We start from the raw sequence: 20,697 nt of genomic DNA, 5'->3' as shown, positions 1-20,697 counted from the left end.
GTCTGGCGGGTCAGGCTTTCCGGTCAAAACGGTCGACGTCACGCTCGGGCTCGAAGCACATGCCCTTGATTGACTCCTCTGCAGCTGGGTTCTCGCCCAGCCAGGTCGACCAGCCTAATTGCTGTTCGCCGCCCGCGGTGGCCGGGGTCGCGCTTGAGGTCTTGAGCTTCAGTTCGAGTTGCCAGTGACGGCTCTTGCCTACAAACCCGCGTACCAGATCGACCAGCAGCGGCAGGTCCTCGCCATCGGGCGTGAAGCGCAGATACTGCGCAAGATCAAGCGGCCCTATTGCGATCCTGAAGCGGTGCTGCCTGTCAGGGATGACTTCGCCGAGCACCGCGCCACCGAGCGTCGAAGCCTCACCAGGCACGGACAGCCGACTGATTTCATCGGACGGCAATTCCATCCAGTGAAAGACGAACGGATCGATCGCGACCGGGACCTGGAAAAACTGCGCCAGCGTCTGGCGGATGCCGTCGGTGTCGTGGTTTTCGCGCACCATGTGCGCCGATGCAGCCAGCTGCGCATGGAAAGGAACGGCCACGCTTTCGAGCAGTGCAGGGTCCTTGCCTGCAAGTGAGCCGACATAAAACGAAAACGTTTCTGTCTCCGGGCCGGGACGATCCAGTCCTGCCGTCGCCTGCGTGGAAGCCCATGCAAGGTAGAGCTGGGTCAAAAAGCGGTGGTGAAAGATGTCGAGGAAATCGACGAGCGTACTGTCGCGACGGTTCACCTCGCGCTCGCGCGCGATCTCGGTGATGTGGATCGGCAGGGGCCCATTGGGGCCCAGCATCCCCAGACTAAACAGACGCAGGAACAGTCTCCCGTCATCACGCTGCACGGCGTCGGCGATTTCACTGGGCGCAAAGCTCAGGTTGGGCCGCTGGCCGAGGCGGAACGGTTCGGCACCTGGTCGCTGCGCCATACCCACCGGATCGATGGCGGGATCGGCACCGATACGCCGCATGAGTGCAAGCCAGCCGAAACGCCACGGCTCGCGCTGCAGGTGCTCCAGCGTGTCGTGCGGCAGCGTGGCGCGAAGACTGGGAGACGGCAGACGGTTCATCAGCCGCCCCTCCTGCCCATGCGCACGGGCCAGCGCATGATGGGGCCGCGCTGCAGCGAACGCAGCCGTGTCTGCGTGAACGAGTGGGCCGACTCGCTGCGCGCAATATAGTGCTCGAGTACGAGACCGAACAGGTACGGACTCGTGCCGTTGAACGCGGTCTCGTCGACGGTCAGTTCGCAGTCGATGCCTCGCCCAAATACGAGGTCCCCGTTGCCGGGCAGCTTGCGTGTAACACCTTGTGTCCTCACGTTCACGAGACTGTCAATCTGCTGGCGCAGGGCCACGTCTTCGGACAGCAGGAACAGACGCAGCATGTCGCGCAGCCCCTCACCACCATTCTCTAGCGCGAGGTAGTTGAAGTTCAGTTGCCGGATCAGCGCCCACGCCTTCCTGCCCTCGGCATAGGGCGCACGCGGCGCGCTCGGGTCCCGGATCAGGCCGGCCGTGGCCGATGGAATCGACATGAGCGGCGTGAGATCATCCAGACCGTTGCGCTGGATCATCCGTGGGAGATCGCGGTTGGTGAGCCAGACATGAACGTTCAGATAGCGCATCCCCTGGTGATAGATTTCGCCGTGCCCGTCGAGCAGCGTGATATGTACGTCGGAACCCGTGTAGGACGTGCGTGTGTCATAGCGGCGGTGTGCGGCGGTATGCCGTTGCGGTGTGCGCTGGATCGAAAAGTAGCGCTTTGCGCCATCTTCGTCGTTGTAGAGGGGCTGGTAGCGTGGCAGAAAGCGCAGCTTCTCGGACTTTTTGCCAACCTGCCCTGACAGGGCCTCAATCGAGAACACCTCGTAATCAAAAGGTGTCTGCACACGCGGCACGAGTGGGAATTCGGTACTGGCCTCCAGCAACTCGATACGCTTGTTGCGTCGCTCCAGCAGATTGATGACGGGCGTACAGAAGAGCGCGAAACGGGACGCATCGATGAGACCCGCCAGGTCGCCCGGAGCGCGGTCGAGCAGCAGCAGGATCTCGGCCTCGTTGCTCCTGACCTTGCGCAAACCCGCCCCAAGGCCTGTCAGCGTGAAAAAGAAGAATCGGGCTGGAAAGGCGACGAATTCATGAAGGAGATTGTGGCCATGAAACTTTGGCCACACCAGCGGAAGCATGGTCTGGTCCAGCCCAAGGCCTTCATGCAGTACCGGTCTTGTGGACACGGCCACGAAGGGCTGGTCAGCGTCGGCGAGTCGCCCTGGTTGGCCGGTGATCGTTGCCACCGTTCCCGCATGCACCAGTTCAAAGATCTGGGAGGCGATCGCTTCTTCACCTGTCAGATAGAAGGTAAGACGGTCCAGGTCTGCGAGTTCTGCGATCTGCACGTTCATCGTCGTGCGGATGCGCAGGCGCAAGGCACCCCTGACCGTGGCGTGCGCAGGCACAAAGCGGTCGATACCCGGAACATCTGGCGGAATGCCTGTATTACGCACATTGACTATCGCTAGCGGATAGAGCACCACATCCTGCGTACTGCGAAATTCGCAGGGGGTGACTTCTCCCGATGGCACGCGACTGGTGAGGCGGGTCCCGCGCGGGATCCTGAAGCCTGCCACGAGATCGCCCTGGTCACCTGTCGGGTGGAACTGCACGACCGACATCGACGGTGTCGGTGATATGTAGTTTGGATAGCTGGTTTCCAGTTGGCGCCGGGTAAGTTCGGGGAAGGCGGCATCAATGCGTGCGCGCGCTTGCGCGAGCGCGAAACTGGCCGACTGGATCAACTTTTCGACGTACACGTCGGCCACTTCGCCCGCCTGCATGCCAAGCCGGCGGCCGATCTTCGGGTGCCTGATCGCGAATTCCAACGCCAGTTCTGTCAGAAAAGAATGTTCGCGCAGGTATAAATCGAGCAACTTCGAACTCATGCCGATGCGTTGTCGAGACATAAAGGACTGCAAACAATATCACCAAAGCGATCTCATAAACATACAAAAATTCAGAGTTGGCACTATCTATGCAGGGGTGCGTCGCATTGCGCTGACTTGACGGTAGTCACGAAATTGATAAGGTGATTGGTGTGTCAGGCGTGCAGCACGGAACGTTGCCAATACAACCATACCAAGGAATGGCATTGACAACGCACGTGTCGTTAAGACAATTCTTGTGCCTTGGCGGTTTGGAAGCGGCGCACGGTTTCGCTACGTTCCTGTCGTTACGGAAGAGTCCAGAGCATCATCTGGTCGTTGAGCATGAGGTCACAAATGTTGGAGGCGATCATGGACAACTCAGCAAGATGGCTGTGTCCGCCAGGAATGTGATGGGCAAGCCAACACTTAAGGTCCAGGCCGACGAGGCTACTTCAGCGGTCCCGATATCTGCGCGTGCGATCTGGCCGGAGTCAAGGCGTATGTCCCGAAACCGCTCACATCAGCATCAAGGAAGAAAGGTGTCCAGTACTCTATCGCGTCGATATTCGCCCACACATAACCGCGCTTGGCGGTGTTGCTGCGCTCGCCCGGCGCCGCCTTTATCCTTTGGAAGGAGAGACGACATACGATAGGCGAAACGTTCCCACACATCCCGAAGACCGCCCGTTGCGTGCCGTTCCGGAGTTTGTATCACCCTGGAGCGAATGGTGCGAGGAGAACGCCTTGTGTCGGATGGGGAAACTTTTCCATTCTGTCCATGCTGCGTTCACGATCTAGGTGGTGTCGGTTATTGCTTAGTCTTCTTTCTCAAAGTCTCCTACTGCGTAACAAAATCCTACCGCTATCGTTAGAATGACGAATGCACCTAACACATGCTTCCATCCGTACCCGAAGACGTCATGAAGTGCCGCGAGGAGAAACATGAGCGGAATGCCTCCGGCCAGATAGACCAATAAGAATATGCCGCTTTTAGTTTCGGCAACGCTTTCCTTCCTACCTGTCCTTAACTCGCCGTTGTCATAGACAGCGATCACACGGCAGACGCCGGCCTTCTCGGACGGCACGCCAGGCGCTACCACCTCATACGTCTGTGTATCGGAGCGGACTTCCAGAATGGACCCTTCCATCCGCGACGTTTCTTGAGCCGCCTTGCTTGCGGCGGAAAGAGTTTCATATCTCACGTTATTTCTTCGGCTTACCGCTTGAACGCCGAACGAGATCAGTCAGGAGCCACCTGGCAACCAGTTCGGGCCGGTCCATGCCAAACGAAGCGACCTTGATCTGCCCTCCGTAGTTGACGATGACCGATCCTGTCATCACCCGATATGTGCCGCTGTGCCTGACGCCGTCGAAGAGGACTTCGAGGGGATTCAGAGGTTCGTAAGCTGAAGTACTCGTGCCTCTCGCCCATTCGCTACGTGTCACCATATCAAGTCTCCTAACATGCACCGGTTCACTCGCGGGGATCCCGCGAGCGCGCCCGTAATGACCTTCTGAAACATCGGCTTCTCTATCGAAGTTGATTTACGTCATCGTCACGTTGACATGTCTACTATATAGGGCGATGTAAGCTATTTGTATGCGTCCATCTGTCGCCAATGCGTGCTTAAATCGCGGCGTCCGAACGGTCGGGAACCGAGCCGAGTAAAGTGAGGAGCTTTTGAAAAGGCTGTCGCGGGTGATAGACGTGGTGCCTGCGGCCTTGCGGAAGACGAGGAAATCTCTCGGCGCTCCACTCTTTCCCGACGGAATGGTCTGGTGCCTGGCGGTTACGCTGTCCGGTAAACGAGGGTTACCTCCACTGCGGCGTTCTGTCCGTATTCACACATATAGTTGACATGTCGACCATTGGTGTCACTGTGTGATGTTGCCGGGTGCGGACACACCGGCACCGCTGAATGTCGCGACGCTCCGCCGGGATGTCGCGGGTACAGCGAAGGGGTTCAGGCGGCATCGCCCCTGCGGCAACGCTGTTCGCAGAGCGGCCAGGGATTCGAGTCATCACTTCAAGGAGAGCGTAGCGGATGCGATTCGGGAAAGTTCTGACGATTTGCGCGATGGCGTGTGTATGCTCGGCGTTTGTCGTGCCGTCTGCGCCCGCTCGCCCTGATCCGCTCTTTTCCGCAAAGCCTTCCGTCGGATTGCATGCCTCCCGATTAATTATTTAACTCACGTTCGATTGAAGGTCGACGGGCATGCGTCAAGTACAGTTTTTGCAAAGCGGCAGTATCGACCTGTCGTTAGCGGGGCGCTTATGAGGCGCGCCAGGATGCGCCTTCGTGCACATGGCGCATTTAGGATCAGGTACAGCGCCGGCTAGGTGTTCAGGGACATCGTGAATGCCGCCTGATCGGGCGCCTTCGCGCGGTATACCACCTCAGTTCCGGACTGTCATCTCTGCCAGCTCTCTCATGTCCGTTTCCGTCTTTCTTTGACTCGAGGAACTCGAGGGAGGCGTCCCGCTTTCCTTTGACCGGTTCCCCGCTTGTCCTTCCTCCAACTTAGGAGGTTTGCCACTACAGCGGCAATGAACGTGACTAGAGTCGAGGTCGACGACGCAATGAGTGTCTTTTCCTCAGTAGCGGGTAATTGCGTTGCCGGTCGTGATTGGGAAGCGGATGAGAATGGGACTGCCGGGGCGTTGGCCGCCAAGGCTTGCGATGCGCTCTTCGACCGCGCGACGTTCAATTGCGGCAGTTGGCTCCCCGACTCGTAACGCACGAAAAGCACGGCCGTCACGCCAAAAAAGCCTACGAAGAGACCGAGGAATAGCCGGCAAAACAGCTCAAGCCTAACGGAGTTTTCCACGCTTGCCTCCGACCTGATCGACGGTTGTCGCACTCCATATTGCGCCAGAATCTCGCGGAATTGACATCCCCGGGGCGTTGTCACGTTGCTGAACCGGTCGCGAAACATGTGATGGTGAAAAAGACGAAATCGCTCTATCACGGCTATCGCTTTCCGGCAGTTGTCGTCAGTTGCGCGGTTCGCTGGTACTTTCGGTTTCGGTTGAGCTGCGCGACTTTGAAGAGCTGCTAGTTGAACATGGCGTGGTCGTCAGCTACGGGACGGTCGGCCGGTCGTGCGAGAAGTTTGGTGCAGGCTTCGCACACATGACGCGCGACTGACGGCGACACGCGTCGCACCACGGAAGTACGATTACCGCAGATAAGAAAATCCCTAAACAGGATTCAACCCATTCTTAGCTTGATTTCCGGCTATACCGAGCAAGGGTGCAGCTTCGCATCGCGTAAGCTGAACGGGGTGGAGTTCACGGGGCCTGTGGTCGCTTCGGCCGTCCGAGCTGCGGATCCAGTGTGCCTCGCGATCGCGTTGGAAATGGCGATCAGTCGACGGTCGCCAGTACGACCGCAACCCGGCTCGATGCAGAAACGAGATCCGCTGCGCTTCTACACTGGACTCCTCTTCCACTCTTTGCGCCTTGTTCATCCACGAACCGGCCGTGCCTCAGACCTACGAGCAGTAACAGATAGTGCATCGTGAAGCGCCATCGCCAATCAAGCAATGACTTGTGGATTCAATGAATGAAGGATCATATCGTCGGACGATATCGCGGATTTGTTATCACAGCACGTGTAGAGCCGCGCACCATTCGCTTACTCGACGGTGTCATAGTGAGGTATCGCGTCACGTGGTCGTTGCGTAGAAGGAGATCAACACAAAAGGTCACGGAGGATGTTGCCGATCCCATCATGTACGATTCGGAGAACGCCGCTCTCACTTGCGTCGATCGCAGGGCTCGCACCTTTATTGATGCGATGCTAGGGGAGGGCGTTGAGGACACGACAAGCAATCTGTTTCCATCGTAAGCTTGATTCTCTCAGCCTTGCAGCCGCGACGGCGCGGAGCAGCTTGAGGAGGCGCAACACTACCTCGTCGAATTTCGCTCTCAGCGCCGCGCGTAATGCTGTTCGATGCCTTGCGCGAGCTGTGTGACGAGCCGCTGCATCGCCACCTGAGTCCGCCATGCGACATGTGGAGTCACGATCAGATCCGTGCGCGCGCTGGTCAACAGCGGATGATCGACGGCTGGCGGCTCCTGCTCGAGGACGTCGAGCGCGGCATTCGCGATCAGCTTGCGGTCGAGCGCCTCGATCAGCGCCCCCTCGTCGACGATGCCGCCGCGCGCGGCGTTCACGAGCGACGCGCTGCGCTTCATTCGCTCGAATTCGGCGAGACCGAACAGATGCCGCGTTTCGTCGGTAAGCGGGCAGTGCAGGCTGATCACATCCGCCTCACGCAGCACTTCGTCGAATGCAGCGTAGCCTTCGCGCACCGCCTTGGCGTGCCTGCGCTCGGCGAAGAGCACACGCATGCCGAACGCGCCGGCCAGTTCGGCGAGTCGCTTTCCACCGTGACCGGCGCCGACGATGCCGAGCGTCGAACCGTGCAGATCCGCGATCGGATGCAGTTCAGCGTAAAAAGTGGGTGACCCGCTCCAGCCTCCACCATAAACGTCGTTCCAGTAAGGAACCAGGTTGCGGCGCAGCGCGAGCATCAGCGCGAACGCGTGCTCCGGCACGGAGATCGTCGAATAGCCCGGACATGCGACTACTTCGATGCTCCGTTGGCGGCATGTTTTTATATCCAGATGATTGACGCCTGCGGCCGGCACGCCGATCACTTCCAGTTGCGGCAACTGCGCAAGCACCTCTCCCGTCAGCGGCACCTTGTTGGTCACGACGATCTGCGCGTCACGGCAGCGCTGTACCACCTGTTCTTGCGTAGTGGACGGATATTCAACCCAGCGATGTGGGAACGGAAAATCGGGTAGATCGGCCGACAGCGTCGCGCGGTCCAGAAACACTATGGTTTTCAACAAGCTACTCCAAGGTCATTAACGTTCGGACGGGCTCGTGGACACGGTGTCGAGCATGCGCTTCTTGCCCGTCTGCACGTGATTCTCGAAAGCCTGTGCAGCCGCGTCGGCCTGACCCGCACGCAGCGCCTCGAAAAGCTCGCGGTGTTCTTTCGAGGAACGCTGCATCTGCGTGAACGAATACACGCCTTTGTGGATGTAAAGCGTCAGCTCGTCTTCGACAGCCTGGTTGATCGTGATCAGCCGCGGATTCTTGGTGGCTGCCATTAGTTGACGGTGGAACTCGGTGTTCAGAGTCTGATACAGAGAGGTGTTGCGCTCGGCTACGGCGGAGTCCATCTTGTCAACGAGAAGGCTCAGCGACTGCTCCTCGTCGGTGGTCAGACGCAGCGCGGCGAGACGTCCCGCCGTGCGTGCGAGCCCTGCTCGAATCTCGTAGAGATCCATCGCCTCTTCGAGCGACAGCCGCCGTACTTCGGCGCCCCGATTAGGGACGATTCGCACGAGCCCCGCCTGTTCGAGCGAGCGCAGGGCCTCGCGCGCCGAATTGCGGCCGACGCCGATCTGGTTTGCGAGCGCCTGCTCATTCACGCGTTCACCGGGGCGCAAGTCCCCCCGCTGAATCATGGCGCGCACCTGATCGCGAATGTCGTCGAGCTTCGACGCAATTACCTCGGGCGCGCGCGCGTTCCCCTTGCCGTTCAGTTCACTGTTAAACGCGTTTTTCATGTCCGTTGCCCTTTCTGTGCCATTCGATACCTTTATTTTGCTTGCAGAAAACCCGTCGATACCCACGGAACCAGCACTATCACGATGAGGGCCACCGCCAAAGCCCCCAGATAGGGCCAAACGCGGCGCATTGCGGTTGACGGATCGACCTTGCCGACCGCGCACGCCGCGTAGAAGCCGAGGCCAAGCGGTGGCGCGAACAGGCCCAGTCCCATTGCGAATACCACGACCATTGCATAGTGCACGTCGGAGATGCCCATCGCACGCGCGATCGGGAACAGCAGCGGCCCGAACAGTACGATTGCCGGAATTCCTTCCAGAAAGCTGCCGAGCATCACGAACGTAATGGCGGAGATCGCCAGGAAGCCGAGCGAGCCCCCGGGCGCTGCCATCATCAAGGTCGCGAGTTGCGCGGAGAAGCCCGACTGCGTAAGCGCCCATCCCATCGCCGTTGCGCAACCGATGATGATCAGGATCGCGCCGGACAGCGAGGCCGCTTCCACCAGAATAGGATAGAGCCGGCTCCAGTCGAAGCGGCGGTATAGTAACAAACCCGCCACGCAGGTGTAAGCGACGCCGATCGTGGCCACTTCCGTCGCGGTCGCAATCCCTTCCACCACGGCTGCGCGGATCACGACGGGCAGCGCGAGCGCAGGTAGCGACATCATAAATGCGCGGCCGATCTCGGCCCGGGAGGCCCGTCGAACGCCTTGCAGGATTTCCCCGCGGCTTTTGAACCAGACGACTGCCGCGAGTGCTACCGCGCCGACTACGGCCGGCATGAAGCCGCCCGTGAACAGCGCCGCAATCGAAACGCCGGTTACCGACCCAATCGTGATCAGCACGAGACTGGGCGGAATTGTTTCCGACATGGCCGCCGACGAACTGAGCATTGCGACGAGATCGCCTTCATTCGCGCCGCGCTTTTTCATTTCCGGGAACAGGCCCGGCGCGAGCGCCGCCATATCCGCCACCTTCGAACCGGAGATGCCGGACACCAGGTACATGGCGCCGATCAGCACGTAGGCGAGGCCGCCGCGCTTATGGCCAATCAGCGAGGCGAGGAAGCGGATCATCGCTTCGGCGAGCCCCATCGCTTCCATCAGCGCGCCGAGCAGGATGAAGAGCGGGACGGCGAGCAGGATCAGGCTGGACATTCCCTGATTCATGGTGCTCACGACGATCGACAACGGCGCGCCGGTGATGGTTGCGAGATAAGCAAACGTGCACACGCCAAAGGCGACCATGATCGGCACGCCGAGACAGATGATCGTAATCACGCCGACGGCGAAGAAAAGGATCAGGCTGACCGCGGTCAGTGGCGCAAGCGCTTGCCGTGCAAAGTAGAGCGTAATGGCGACCCCGCCCACCAGCGCTAAAGCCTTCGCGCAATCGCGCATCGACGAGCGTTCGAGCAACCGGGTAATGGCGAGCACGAGCATCAGCGCAGCCGCCACGGGAATCGCGGCCGCGGAAACGGTATTTGGCAGATCCAGTGCCGGTGTACTGATGATCCACTCGTCCATCGCCCAATCGGTTGCCGGCCGCACCAGCAGCAGCACGAACGTCATCACGATGAAATTTCCAAGCGTTTCCGCAAACGCGCGGTTTTGCGGCGACATTCTGGCGACGAACATCGTCAGCCGCAAATGCTCGCCACGCCGCAACGCCACCACCGCGCCGAGCATGGACAGCCAGATGAACAGGATCGACGCGAGTTCGTCACCCCAGATCAACGGATTATGCAGCACGTAGCGGCAGGTAACGTTGGTGAGCAGCAGGACGACCTCGGCCACCAGCAGCAACGCGGCGGGCACTTCGGTGATCCACTTGATGGCCAACTCCAGTGCGTTGCCGAAGCGCACGACCTTCGATGTCGCATGTCGGTCTTTCGGCGCGCCCATGTCGTGGGCGAACACCTGCTCGGGATGAACTCGGTAAGTCATGACTCGCTCTCCGGAAACTCTTCGATGGTCCGCGCTCATGCGAACTTTTGCGTGTACTTTTCGAGCAACGCCCAGGCTTCATCGCCGTATTTCTTGCGCCACTGGTCGTAAAAGCCGGCTTTTTGCAGCGCGGCACGGAACGGCTGGATATCGGGCTTGTTGAACGCCATGCCCTGTGACTGCAACTTCCCGATCAGCGATGTGCTCAGTGCGGCGACGTCCGCGCGTTCAGCCACTGCGGCCGCATTCAGGTGTTTCGCCACGATCGTCTGCAAGTCCGGCGGCAGCTTGCCCCAAGACCGCGCGTTGCCGAGAAACCAGAAGCCGTCCCAGATATGGCCGGTCAACGAGCAGAACTTCTGGACTTCATAGAAGCGTCCGGTTTCGATCAGCGCGAGGGGGTTTTCTTCTGCATCAACGACCTTGGTTTGCAGCGCCGAATACGCCTCGCTGAAGTTGATGCTGGTGGGCGAGGCGTCGAGCGCCTTGAACATCGAGGTCCAAAGGGGGCTGACCGGCACGCGAATCTTTAAGCCTTTAAGGTCGGCCGGGGTTTGCACCGGCTTGACCGAGCTCGTGAGATGCCGAAAGCCGTTGTCCCACGGTTTCTCCATCGCGACGAGCCCGACCTTCGAGATCGCCGTGCGGATGTGGCTCCCGAGCTCGCCGTCCATTGCTGCCCATACCTGGTTGTAGTCCTTGAACGCGAAGCCGATGCCGTTGATCGCCGAGACGGGCACGAGCGTCGACAGCACCACGCCACCTTGGGTCAGGAAGTCGATGGCGCCCGATCGAACCTGCGACAGCATGTCGGTATCCGTGCCCATCTGACCGTTCGGGAAAATCTGCAACTCGACACGGCCGCCGGATTCCTTCTTGATGGCGTCCGCGGCTTCTTTCGCGCGAACGTTGAGCGGATGGGACAGCGCGAGGTTGTTCGCGTACTTCAGCTTGAACTGCGCGGTCTGCGCCCGAGCGAGCGACGGCAAGGCGCCGGTCCCCATCGCCGCCACCGTGGCGGCTCCGAGCGTTTGAAGAAAGTTACGACGGGAATACACACTCATTTTCGTCTCGCTCCATGGAAAGGAAATGCTGGATGACGCATTCGGCGGCGCCGGTGGCGTTCTTGTTGTGAACCTCGGCTACTGAAAGTGTATGCGACGAATCATATTTCGCTGACACAAACTATAAAAGTGTTGACACTTCGGTGTCAAGATGTTGTTATAAGAAAAAGAGTGCATGCAATGACTTCCCGGGAAAGCACCTACAAAGCCGGGAGCATCCGCGATACCTATCAGGAGGAAGCAAATGGAACTAGAGGCGCACTACCGCGAGCACGGCTTGCTGCTCGGAGGACGCTGGCAAGCCGCGACGGCTGACAACGGCAAGCTTTCGATCAATCCTGCGACGGAACAGCGGCTGGGCTATATGCCGCTGGCCACGCAGGCACAGGTCACCGAGGCCATCGACGCCGCGACCGAGGCCTCAGCCGCAATGCGCAAGCTCACGCCGTGGGAGCGTTCGGCGCTGCTGCGCCGGGCTGCGGCGCTCATCCGCGAACGCACGCCGCAGCTCGCGCGAATCGTCGCGCTGGAAACAGGCAAGCCGATCGCACAGGCCAGTGGGGAAGCGATTGCGTCCGCTGAGTCGATCGACTGGTTCGCCGATGAAGCGCGCCGTGTGTTCGGTATGTCTTACGAAAGTCGCGTCAAGGGCGGACGGTATCTGGTGCATTACGAGCCGCTCGGGGTGGTCGCCGCCTTTACGCCGTGGAATTTCCCGCTGCTACTGCTGGCCCGCAAGATGGGCCCGGCGCTGGCCGCCGGCAACACGATCGTGATCCGGCCGTCAAACGAAGCGGCCGGCGCGACGATGGCACTGGTGCGCTGTTTCGTCGATGCCGGGTTCCCCGAGGGCGCGGTCAATCTGGTGATCGGCAAACCCGACACGGTTACGCCGACGATCATGGCCGACCCGCGCGTGGCGAAGATCAGCTTCACCGGCTCGGTGCCTATCGGCCGTCAGATCGTCGAAATGTCCGCGAAGACCCTCAAGAAGGTCACGATGGAACTCGGCGGCCATGCGCCCGTGATCGTGCATCGCGACGCTGACATCGGCGCTTTTGCGCATCTGGCATCGCTGGGCAAGTTCCGAAATGCGGGCCAGGTTTGCGCATCGCCGACTCGTTTTTACATCCACGAATCGATCTTCGACAAGACCGTGAAGGCGCTGGTCGAGCGCTCCGAAGCGCTGCGCGTCGGCGATCCGTTGCAGCAGAACACCGATCTCGGTCCGCTGACCACGTCGAAGCGCCGCGACGCGATCGAACGTCTCGTCGATGAAGCCGTGAGTGAAGGCGCCAGCGTGCTATGCGGTGGCCGACGCCCCTCGCAATTCGGTCGCGGCTGGTTCTACGAGCCGACGCTCGTCGCCAACCCCGCTTCGCACATCGGCCTGATGAACGACGAGCCGTTCGGCCCGGTCGGGACGCTCACCCCGTTCACGACGATGGACGAAGTCATCACCGAGGCGAACCGGCTGCCGTTCGCGCTCGCGGCGTATGTCTTCACGCGCTCGATGCGCAACACGCTGGAAACCACGGAGCGCTTGCAGGCCGGCGTGGTCGGCGTGAACACGTTCGTGGCGTCGACGGCGGAGACGCCATTCGGCGGCAGCAAGGACAGCGGGTTTGGACGCGAAGGCGGACCGAACGCGATCCGCGACTACATGGACACCAAATTCATCAACCTGGAACTGGCGAACGACGAGCCGCTCGACGGCACCGCCTGAATGGAATCCATCATGAAAACCATCAAGAATCACGCGAAAGCACAACTCGCCGCGGGTGAACTGGCACTCGGCATGGGGCTGCGCCAGGCCCGCACCGTCGACATTGCGCAGATCGCGCAGACGGCGGGTTTCGACTGGCTGTTCATCGATATGGAACACAATTCGATGGACATCGACACGGCCGCCCAGATTTGCGCCGCCGCTCTGGTGGGCGGTGTGACGCCGATCATCCGCGTGCCGGGGCACGAGCCGTTCCACGCCACTCGACTGCTCGATACCGGCGCGATGGGCATCGTGGTGCCGCACGTGAGTACGCCCGAACAGGCCGCGCGGATCGCCGACATGTGCCGCTTCCCGCCTGCCGGCGGGCGGTCGATCCCGGGCATGTTGCCGCAGGTCGGCTTCCAGGCTCTTCCGATCGCCGATGTGGTTCGCGCGATCAACGAAGAAGTGCTGGTCGTGGCGATGATCGAAACCCGCGAAGGGCTCGAGAACGCCGACGCGATCGCGGCGGTGCCGGGCATCGACGTGCTGCTGGTGGGCGCGACCGATCTCGCGGCGGATCTCGGTATCACCGGACAACTCGGCCATGTGCGTGTAGCGGCCGCCGTCGACGCCGTGTGCGCCGCATGTCACCGGCACGGCAAGGTGCCGGGCGTCGGGGGGGTGTACGACGAGGCACTGATGACCGCCTACGTGCAAAAAGGCGCGCGTTTCATTCTCAGCGGCTCGGATCTTGCGTTCCTGATGACGGGGGCGAAGTCGCGTTCGGAGATGTTGCGTGCAATCCCGCTCGGCCAAGCCGAACAAGACATGGCTCAACGCAAGGTGTACTGATCGGACAAGGAGGAAACAGAGTGAATCCCGAATACGCAAGCAATCTGGTCAACCGGCGCGACCTGAAACCCTATCTGAATGCCGATCAATTCGAATTTCGAGATTCGGTGAATCGGGTGCTGACGCGCCATGCATCGCCGGAATACGTTCGCCAGTGCGACGAAGAGAAGCGCTTCCCAGAGGAACTCGTGAAGGTGGCCGCCGCACAGGGCTGGTTCGGCATCACGCTGCCCGAAGAGTACGGCGGCGTCGGTGGCTATCTCGACATGGCCGCGTATCTGGAGGTCGTCGCGTATCACACCATCGCGCTCGCGCGCTTCTGGAATGCCAACGTGAACATGGTGGGCGGCGCGCTGGCGCGCTTTGCTCCGGACGATATCAAGGCTCTGGTGTTGCCGAAGCTAGCCGAAGGGCGTGCCTTTCTTGCCTTCGCACTGAGCGAAAACGGCTCCGGCTCGGATGCCGCCTCGCTGACGACGCGCGGCGTGGCCGACGGAAACGACTTCATTCTCGACGGCACCAAGATGTGGATTTCCGGCGCGCTGCAGGCCGACTACATTCTGACCGCGGTGCGCACCAATCCGGAAGCGAAGAAGCACGACGGGATCAGCCTCTTCCTCGTACCGAAGGAATCCAGAGGCCTGACCATCAATCCGATCGATTTGCTCGGCGGCCACGCTATCCGGACCTGCGAAGTGGTGTACGACGGAGTGCGTGTCCCGAAAGAAATGATCGTGGGCGGCTTGCACGTGGGTTGGAAGAAGCTCACCACGGTGCTGTCGAAGGAGCGCATCGCGTTGTCGGCGATGTGCGTGGGCGGCGCACAGGCGGCGATCGATCTTGCGCGCTGGTATGCGAACGACCGGAAACAGTTCGGGCAGTCGATCATCGATTTCCAGGCCGTGTCGCATCTGCTCGCCGATATGCAGACGCGCGTGGATGCCGCTCGCCTGATGGCGTTTCGGGCGGCGAAGCTGCTCGACGAAGGCGAAAACTGCGACGTGGAGTCGTCGCAGGCGAAGTACTTCGCGTCGGACACCTACGTGCAGGTCGCGACCGACGGCATCCAGATCATGGGTGCCAATGGCTACTCCGCCGAATACGCGATGCAGCGTCATTACCGCGAAGCCAAGATGTTCCAGATCTTCGGCGGCACCAATCAAATTCAGCGCAACATCGTGGCGCGCGCGCTCAAATCGTAAGCGGAGACAGACGTGACGGCAGTTCGGACATTGGAGAAATTCGGCTTTGGCGTCGACTACGCGCAAGCCGACGTAGTGGTGGTCGGCGGTGGCGGCGCGGCGTCGCGTGCTGCCGTGTCGGCGGCACAGGCGGGTGCGAAGGTCCTCATGCTGGCCAAGGCGCCCGTCGGACAGGGTGGCAGTACGGTGCACGGCGCTAGCGAAATCATGAGCATGGGGGCATCCGGCTACGGCAGTCCCGACGATAGCGCAACCGTGCACTACGAAGACACCATGCGTCCGGCAGCCGGCTTCATCGACCGCGACCTGGTGCGCGTTCTGGCGGAGGACGCACCGAAGCGCATCGCAGACCTGATCGAACTCGGCGTGCCGTTCGACCGCGTCGACGATGGCTATAAGCTCATCCGCAGCGACTTCGGCAGCTATGCGCGCGCGCTAGGCGTGAAGGGCAAAACCGGCAAGGCCTTCGTGGGCGCGCTCGCCGAGCAAGCCAGAAAGCTCGGTGTCGAGACCCGTCAGCCGGCGGCGTTGATCGACCTTCTGCGCGATTCGACAGGGCGCGTGAGCGGCGTGGTTGCGATGGACCTCGATTCGCGGCGGCTGCTGGTGGTCTCGGCGGGGGCCGTCGTGCTTGGCACGGGCGGCGCGCACGGTCTGTTCTCGCAGCAGGTGTCGACAGCGGAGATGACCGGTGACGGCCAGGCGATCTGCTTCCGCCACGGCGCAGAACTCGTGAACATGGAGTTCCACCAGTTCGGGCCGGCGATGGTGCACCCTTACGTGCAACTCTTCAGCAAGTCGTGCTTCATCCTGCATCCGAAGATGCTCAATCGCGACGGTCACGAATTCCTCCCGGACTATCTGCCAACGGGCGTGACGCCCGAGGCTGCGATGGACGAGAAAGTGTTCCCGTTCACGATCTCGAACGAGTCGCGCTATATCGATATCGCGATCGCAACGGAAATCGCGCAGGGCAGAGGCACGGAACGCGGCGCGGTGCATTTCTCTTTCGCCGACATCGCCGAGGAACGGTTGGCGGCCGCCATTCCGAACACCATGCGCTGGATGCGCGCCAAGGGACTCGATCCGAAGCGTGATCTGCTCGACGTCGGGATTGCTTTTCAATGCCTGAATGGCGGTGTCCGGATGACCAACACCGACGCGATGTCGACCATCGAGGGGCTCTTCGTGATCGGCGAACTCGCGGGCGGCGTGCGCGGTCCGGATCGTCCGGGCGGCAACTCGCTTGCCGAAGGTCAGGTTTTCGGCCATCGCGCAGGCGTGGGTGCGGCCGCATTCGCACGCGGCAGCGCGGCACCCGGCACGTCCGATGTGGCGCCACTTGCACGGCGCCTCGAAACAGCGCTGAAACCGAATGCGTCGTTCGACGCTCAACGTATCGCCTCCGATCTGCGTGCAGCGATGCAGGCGCATTGCCTCGTCGAGAAGACGGAAAGCGGTCTGAACATCGCGTTAGCCGCCGCTCGCGAGGCGCGCGCCGAGTTTGCCGCAGGGGGCGCGGCCACGCCGCCGCAGGTGATCGATGCGTTGACGATCGACAACATGGCGACGACTGCCGACGTCATCGTGCAGGCGTGTATCGAGCGGCGCGAATCGCGCAGCAGCCACTATCGCACCGACTGTCCTGAGCGCGACGACGCCCGTTTCGGTCATGCATTGACCATCACGCGCGGTGAGGCCGACCCGTTCCGTCTCGCCTTCGACGTGCTCGATTACCCCCGTCCCGAACTCACGGACGCATCGCATTCCCAGGTGGCAAATCATGGATAAGAAGCAAGTCGGCCCGTTGTCGGGCTACCGCATTCTCGATCTCACCGTCATGACCGCGGGTCCCGTCGGGACCGTGCTGCTTGCCGACCTCGGCGCGGACGTGATCAAGGTTGAGGAACCGAAGGCCGGTGACCTCTCGCGCAATCTCGGTAATCAATTCGTCGAAGGCGAAAGCGTGCAGTTCCTGTCGCAGAACCGTAACAAGCGCAGCATCCGCCTCGACCTGAAGTCGCCGAAAGGACGCGATGCGTTTCTGCGCATGGCGGAGCAGGCGGATGTCGTCGTCGAAAACTTTCGACCGGGCACGGTGGATCGCCTCGGCATCGGCTACGAGACCGTGAAAGCGCGCAATCCGATGATCGTCTATGCAAGCGTGTCGGCGTTCGGACAAAGCGGTCCTTACGCCGCATGGCCCGCGAACGATCCGATCGTGCAGGCCGTGGCGGGTCTCATGGACATGACGGGCGAAGCCGGCGGCAATCCGGTTCGGCTCGGGGCGCCGTTGCCGGACTTCGGCGCGGCTGCGCTGCTCGCGTTCGGCATCTCTGCGGCGCTGTTGCATCGCGAACGGCACGGCGAAGGTCAGCGCATCGATACGTCGCTGCTGTCGGCTGCGCTTTTCAGCACCATCCCGCGCGACGGCGAGACGCTGAGAAGCGGCAAAGCGCCGGAGCGTCTCGGCAGCGGCCATCCGACGATGGTGCCGTATCGCAACTATCAGGGGTCCGATGGCCGCTATTTCTTTGCAGCCTGCTTCACCGAAAAATTCTGGCAGAACCTTTGCCGGGCGTTGGGCCGCGAAGACTTGCTGAGCGATGAACGCTTTGTCGGCAACACCGCGCGGACTGCGAATCGGCATGCGCTCGACGTGATCCTCGAACAGCAGTTTCTGCTGCATACCGCCGAATACTGGGTGGCGCATCTGAGTGCCGCGGACGTGCCGTGCGCGATCGTGCAGGACTATCACACCGCGTTGACGGAGGACCCGCAGATCGCGCATAACCACGCAGTCGTCGAGATCGAGCATCCGCTTGCGGGCAGGGTAACGAACATCGCGAGTCCGGTGAATTTTCACGGCAGCCCGGTAGCTTACCGCCGTCCGCCGCCTACGCTCGGACAACACACAGCTGAAGTACTTGCCGAGTTCGGTTTTGCCGAGGAGGAGATCGCAGCACTCGAAGGTCGTGAACCGGCCGCGGTCGGAGAGAAGTCATGAAATCGTACACAACGGACTATGTAATCGTCGGCGCGGGGACGGCGGGTTGCGTGCTCGCAAACCGCCTGACCGAAGACCCGAACGTCAAAGTGATTCTTGTCGAAGCCGGCGAGCGCGATCGTCACCCGTTCATCCACGTACCGGCCGGCTTCGTGCGATTGCTCGATCATCCAACCGTGACATGGCGCTATCGCACGCGGGCCGACGCCGAGACCAGCGGCCGTGCAATCCTGTTTCCGCGTGGACGCGGACTCGGCGGGTCCAGCGCGATCAACGGCCTGCTTTATGTGCGCCCGTTTGCGGAGGATATCGATAGCTGGGAGCAGTCGGGCGCCAAGGGCTGGACCTTCGGCAACTGTCTGCCGTTCTACCGCCGCTCCGAAACGTGGACCGAGGGCAACAGTCCGCAACGCGGCACGCATGGTCCGATCCAGGTCAGCCGGGTGGAGAATCCGCCGGAGATTTGCGCTGCGGTCGTGCAAGCCGCCCAAAAGGCCGGTCTCGATTTTGTAGATGATCCGAACAGCGACACGCGCGGTCCGTCGATCTGGTACTACCAGCAAACGCGCGACGGACGTCGCCGGTCCAGCGCAGCGCGCGGTTATCTGCGGCCAGCAATGGCGCGGCCGAATCTCACGGTTGTGACCGGCGTCCAGGTGTCCGGGCTCGAAATGAACGGCAAGCACGTGAGCGGCGTCAATGCGACGACGACCGCAGGCGTTTCGATGCAGTTTCGCGCGACCCGCGAGGTCATTCTAAGCGCCGGCGTGATCGGCACGCCCAGGCTGCTCGAAATGAGTGGCATCGGCGATAAGAACGTGCTCGACAATGCGGGCATTCGAACACGCATCGCGTTACCGGGCGTCGGCAACAATTTGCAAGATCACTATGTAGTCCGGCTCGGCTATCGGGTACGGGGTGCAGGAACCGCGAACGAGCGCTCGCACGGACTCGCGCTCGCGCGCGAGATGATGCGCTACGTCGTGTCGGGGACCGGCGTACTGACCTATAGTGCGGCGATCGTCGGCGGCTTTGCACAGACACGGCTCGCAACCCGGCCCGACGTGCAGTTCGTGATCGCGCCAGGCAGCTTCGTCGAGGGCCGGATCGGAGTGCTGGAGTCGGAGCCCGGCGTCTCCTGCGGCGTCTGGCAGATGCGCCCGGAAAGCCGTGGGCACGTGCATATCACCAGCAGCGAGATCGCGGCAGCGCCGACGATCGCACCGTCATACCTCAGCAGCGAACTGGACCGCAACACGATGGTGGAAGGACTCAAGATCGGCCGCCGGATCTTCGCGCAGCCCGAGATCGCCCGCTACATCGTCGACGAAACCGTACCAGGCCGTCAGGCGGACACCGATGAGACGTTACTGCAATACGTGCGTGACAATGGCTCGACTGTGTATCACGCGGTTGGCACGTGCCGGATGGGAGAGGACGAAATGAGCGTCGTCGATTCTGAAATGCGGGTGCGCGGAACGACCGGCCTGCGCATCGTCGACGGGTCGGTGATGCCGTCGATAACCTCGACCAACACCAATGCGACGGTGCTGATGCTGGCCGAGCGCGCAGCTGACATGATCCGTTCGCCGATGGCGGCGCGCACGGGTTCGACATATTCGAAGGAGACGGTATGAAAGTGCTGGTAGGTGTAAAGCGAGTGGTCGACTACAACGTGAAGGTCCGGATCAAGTCGGACGGCACAGGTGTCGACATTGCGAACGTGAAGATGTCGATGAATCCGTTCGATGAAATCGCGGTTGAGGAAGCGGTGCGGTTGAAGGAAGCCGGCGTGGTTAGCGAGGTGGTGGCGGTTTCTTGCGGTGTAGCTCAGGCGCAGGACACGCTGCGTACGGCGTTGGCGATAGGCGCGGATCGTGCTGTGTTGATCGAGTCATCCGAAGACCTGCAGCCTCTGGCCGTTGCCAAACTGCTCAAGGCGCTGGTCGACAAGGAACAGCCTTCGTTGGTATTGCTGGGCAAGCAGGCCATCGACGACGACTCGAATCAGACCGGGCAGATGCTCGCCGCTTTGGCTAACCTTCCGCAAGCGACGTTCGCTTCGAAGGTTGTTGTGGCTGACGGGAAGGCGAGCGTGTCGCGCGAAGTGGACGGCGGAGCTGAAACGCTGTCGCTGACGCTTCCCGCCGTGGTCACAACTGATCTACGCCTGAACGAGCCGCGCTACGTGACGTTGCCGAACATCATGAAGGCGAAGAAAAAGCCGCTCGAAACGATCAGGCCCGAAGACCTCGGCGTCGATGTCACGCCGCGTCTCAAGACGCTGAAAGTCGCCGAGCCGCCCAAGCGCTCCGCTGGTGTGACAGTGCCGGACGTAAAGACGCTGGTCGAGAAGCTGAAGACGGAAGCGAAGGTGCTTTAGGTAGAACGTGGAGACAGAGCAAA

At 61.3% G+C, this 20,697-nt stretch carries 15 protein-coding genes and 2 pseudogenes; 9 read left to right on the top strand and 8 right to left on the bottom strand.

The features are described 5' to 3' along the window. Positions 1 to 10 precede the first annotated feature (10 nt). Positions 11 to 1,066: a type VI secretion system baseplate subunit TssG gene (gene tssG / locus J8I87_RS30060; RefSeq protein WP_209935793.1), complete on the bottom strand. Its 1,056-nt coding sequence runs from the start codon at positions 1,064 to 1,066 to the stop codon at positions 11 to 13. After that, positions 1,066 to 2,937 (bottom strand): type VI secretion system baseplate subunit TssF, encoded by a 1,872-nt coding sequence (gene tssF, locus J8I87_RS30055; RefSeq protein WP_209935792.1) that lies wholly within the window; start codon positions 2,935 to 2,937, stop codon positions 1,066 to 1,068. The genes tssG and tssF overlap by 1 nt, the downstream gene beginning before the upstream one ends. Positions 2,938 to 3,239: 302 nt before the next feature. On the opposite strand from tssF, the pseudogene J8I87_RS30050 reads away from it, so the two are divergent. Next, positions 3,240 to 3,463, top strand: a pseudogene (locus J8I87_RS30050) (IS5/IS1182 family transposase); the annotation flags it as partial. Between the two features lie 271 nt (positions 3,464 to 3,734). On the opposite strand, the gene J8I87_RS30045 reads toward J8I87_RS30050, so the two are convergent. Together J8I87_RS30045 and J8I87_RS30040 are read right to left on the bottom strand one after the other, a co-directional pair. Then, the gene (locus J8I87_RS30045) at positions 3,735 to 4,121 is read right to left on the bottom strand and encodes a hypothetical protein (RefSeq protein WP_209935790.1); all 387 of its coding nucleotides are present in this window, start codon (positions 4,119 to 4,121) and stop codon (positions 3,735 to 3,737) included. Position 4,122: 1 nt separating this feature from the next. Then, on the bottom strand, positions 4,123 to 4,368 hold the full coding sequence (locus J8I87_RS30040) for a hypothetical protein (RefSeq protein ID WP_245254261.1): 246 nt from the start codon (positions 4,366 to 4,368) through the stop codon (positions 4,123 to 4,125). 1,494 nt (positions 4,369 to 5,862) lie between these two features. Between J8I87_RS30040 and J8I87_RS45090 the strand changes: the two are divergent. Continuing rightward, positions 5,863 to 6,062 (top strand): annotated as a pseudogene (locus J8I87_RS45090) (IS6 family transposase); the annotation flags it as partial. Positions 6,063 to 6,850: 788 nt separating this feature from the next. Here the strand turns inward: J8I87_RS45090 and J8I87_RS30035 are convergent. The 4 genes from J8I87_RS30035 to J8I87_RS30020 are packed head-to-tail and all read right to left on the bottom strand — an operon-like array spanning position 6,851 to position 11,519. Continuing rightward, the gene (locus J8I87_RS30035; protein ID WP_209935789.1) at positions 6,851 to 7,780 is read right to left on the bottom strand and encodes a D-2-hydroxyacid dehydrogenase; all 930 of its coding nucleotides are present in this window, start codon (positions 7,778 to 7,780) and stop codon (positions 6,851 to 6,853) included. An 18-nt stretch (positions 7,781 to 7,798) separates the two neighbouring features. After that, positions 7,799 to 8,509 carry a GntR family transcriptional regulator gene (locus J8I87_RS30030; protein ID WP_209935788.1) on the bottom strand — a complete coding sequence of 237 codons (711 nt, stop codon included), beginning with the start codon at positions 8,507 to 8,509 and terminating at the stop codon, positions 7,799 to 7,801. Between the two features lie 32 nt (positions 8,510 to 8,541). Next, positions 8,542 to 10,455 carry a TRAP transporter large permease subunit gene (locus tag J8I87_RS30025; protein WP_245254260.1) on the bottom strand — a complete coding sequence of 638 codons (1,914 nt, stop codon included), beginning with the start codon at positions 10,453 to 10,455 and terminating at the stop codon, positions 8,542 to 8,544. A gap of 35 nt (positions 10,456 to 10,490) precedes the next feature. Further along, entirely contained in the window at positions 10,491 to 11,519 is a 1,029-nt protein-coding gene (locus J8I87_RS30020) for a TRAP transporter substrate-binding protein (RefSeq protein WP_209935787.1), read from the bottom strand. Between the two features lie 244 nt (positions 11,520 to 11,763). On the opposite strand from J8I87_RS30020, the gene J8I87_RS30015 reads away from it, so the two are divergent. Genes J8I87_RS30015 through J8I87_RS29985 form a run of 7 tightly spaced genes read left to right on the top strand, consistent with a single transcriptional unit; the run spans position 11,764 to position 20,674 of the window. After that, entirely contained in the window at positions 11,764 to 13,245 is a 1,482-nt protein-coding gene (locus J8I87_RS30015) for an NAD-dependent succinate-semialdehyde dehydrogenase (RefSeq protein WP_209935786.1), read from the top strand. 12 nt (positions 13,246 to 13,257) lie between these two features. After that, the gene (locus J8I87_RS30010) at positions 13,258 to 14,082 is read left to right on the top strand and encodes an HpcH/HpaI aldolase family protein (RefSeq protein WP_245254259.1); all 825 of its coding nucleotides are present in this window, start codon (positions 13,258 to 13,260) and stop codon (positions 14,080 to 14,082) included. Between the two features lie 20 nt (positions 14,083 to 14,102). Further along, positions 14,103 to 15,284 carry an acyl-CoA dehydrogenase family protein gene (locus tag J8I87_RS30005; RefSeq protein ID WP_209935783.1) on the top strand — a complete coding sequence of 394 codons (1,182 nt, stop codon included), beginning with the start codon at positions 14,103 to 14,105 and terminating at the stop codon, positions 15,282 to 15,284. Between the two features lie 12 nt (positions 15,285 to 15,296). Further along, the gene (locus J8I87_RS30000; RefSeq protein WP_209935782.1) at positions 15,297 to 17,075 is read left to right on the top strand and encodes an FAD-binding protein; all 1,779 of its coding nucleotides are present in this window, start codon (positions 15,297 to 15,299) and stop codon (positions 17,073 to 17,075) included. Continuing rightward, positions 17,068 to 18,291, top strand: a complete 1,224-nt coding sequence (locus tag J8I87_RS29995) for a CaiB/BaiF CoA transferase family protein (protein ID WP_209935781.1) — start codon at positions 17,068 to 17,070, stop codon at positions 18,289 to 18,291. The genes J8I87_RS30000 and J8I87_RS29995 overlap by 8 nt, the downstream gene beginning before the upstream one ends. Then, positions 18,288 to 19,928: a GMC family oxidoreductase gene (locus tag J8I87_RS29990; protein WP_209935780.1), complete on the top strand. Its 1,641-nt coding sequence runs from the start codon at positions 18,288 to 18,290 to the stop codon at positions 19,926 to 19,928. Before J8I87_RS29995 ends, J8I87_RS29990 begins: the two co-directional genes overlap by 4 nt. Beyond that, a complete protein-coding gene (locus tag J8I87_RS29985; RefSeq protein ID WP_209935779.1) occupies positions 19,925 to 20,674 on the top strand; it encodes an electron transfer flavoprotein subunit beta/FixA family protein in 750 nt (249 codons plus the stop codon). The genes J8I87_RS29990 and J8I87_RS29985 overlap by 4 nt, the downstream gene beginning before the upstream one ends. The last annotated feature ends 23 nt before the right edge of the window (positions 20,675 to 20,697 follow it).

The organism is Paraburkholderia sp. LEh10 (assembly GCF_017814945.1).
Lineage (GTDB): Bacteria > Pseudomonadota > Gammaproteobacteria > Burkholderiales > Burkholderiaceae > Paraburkholderia.
Note: the sequence above shows the minus strand (reverse complement) of the source record. Positions and strands in the feature narration are given on the sequence as shown.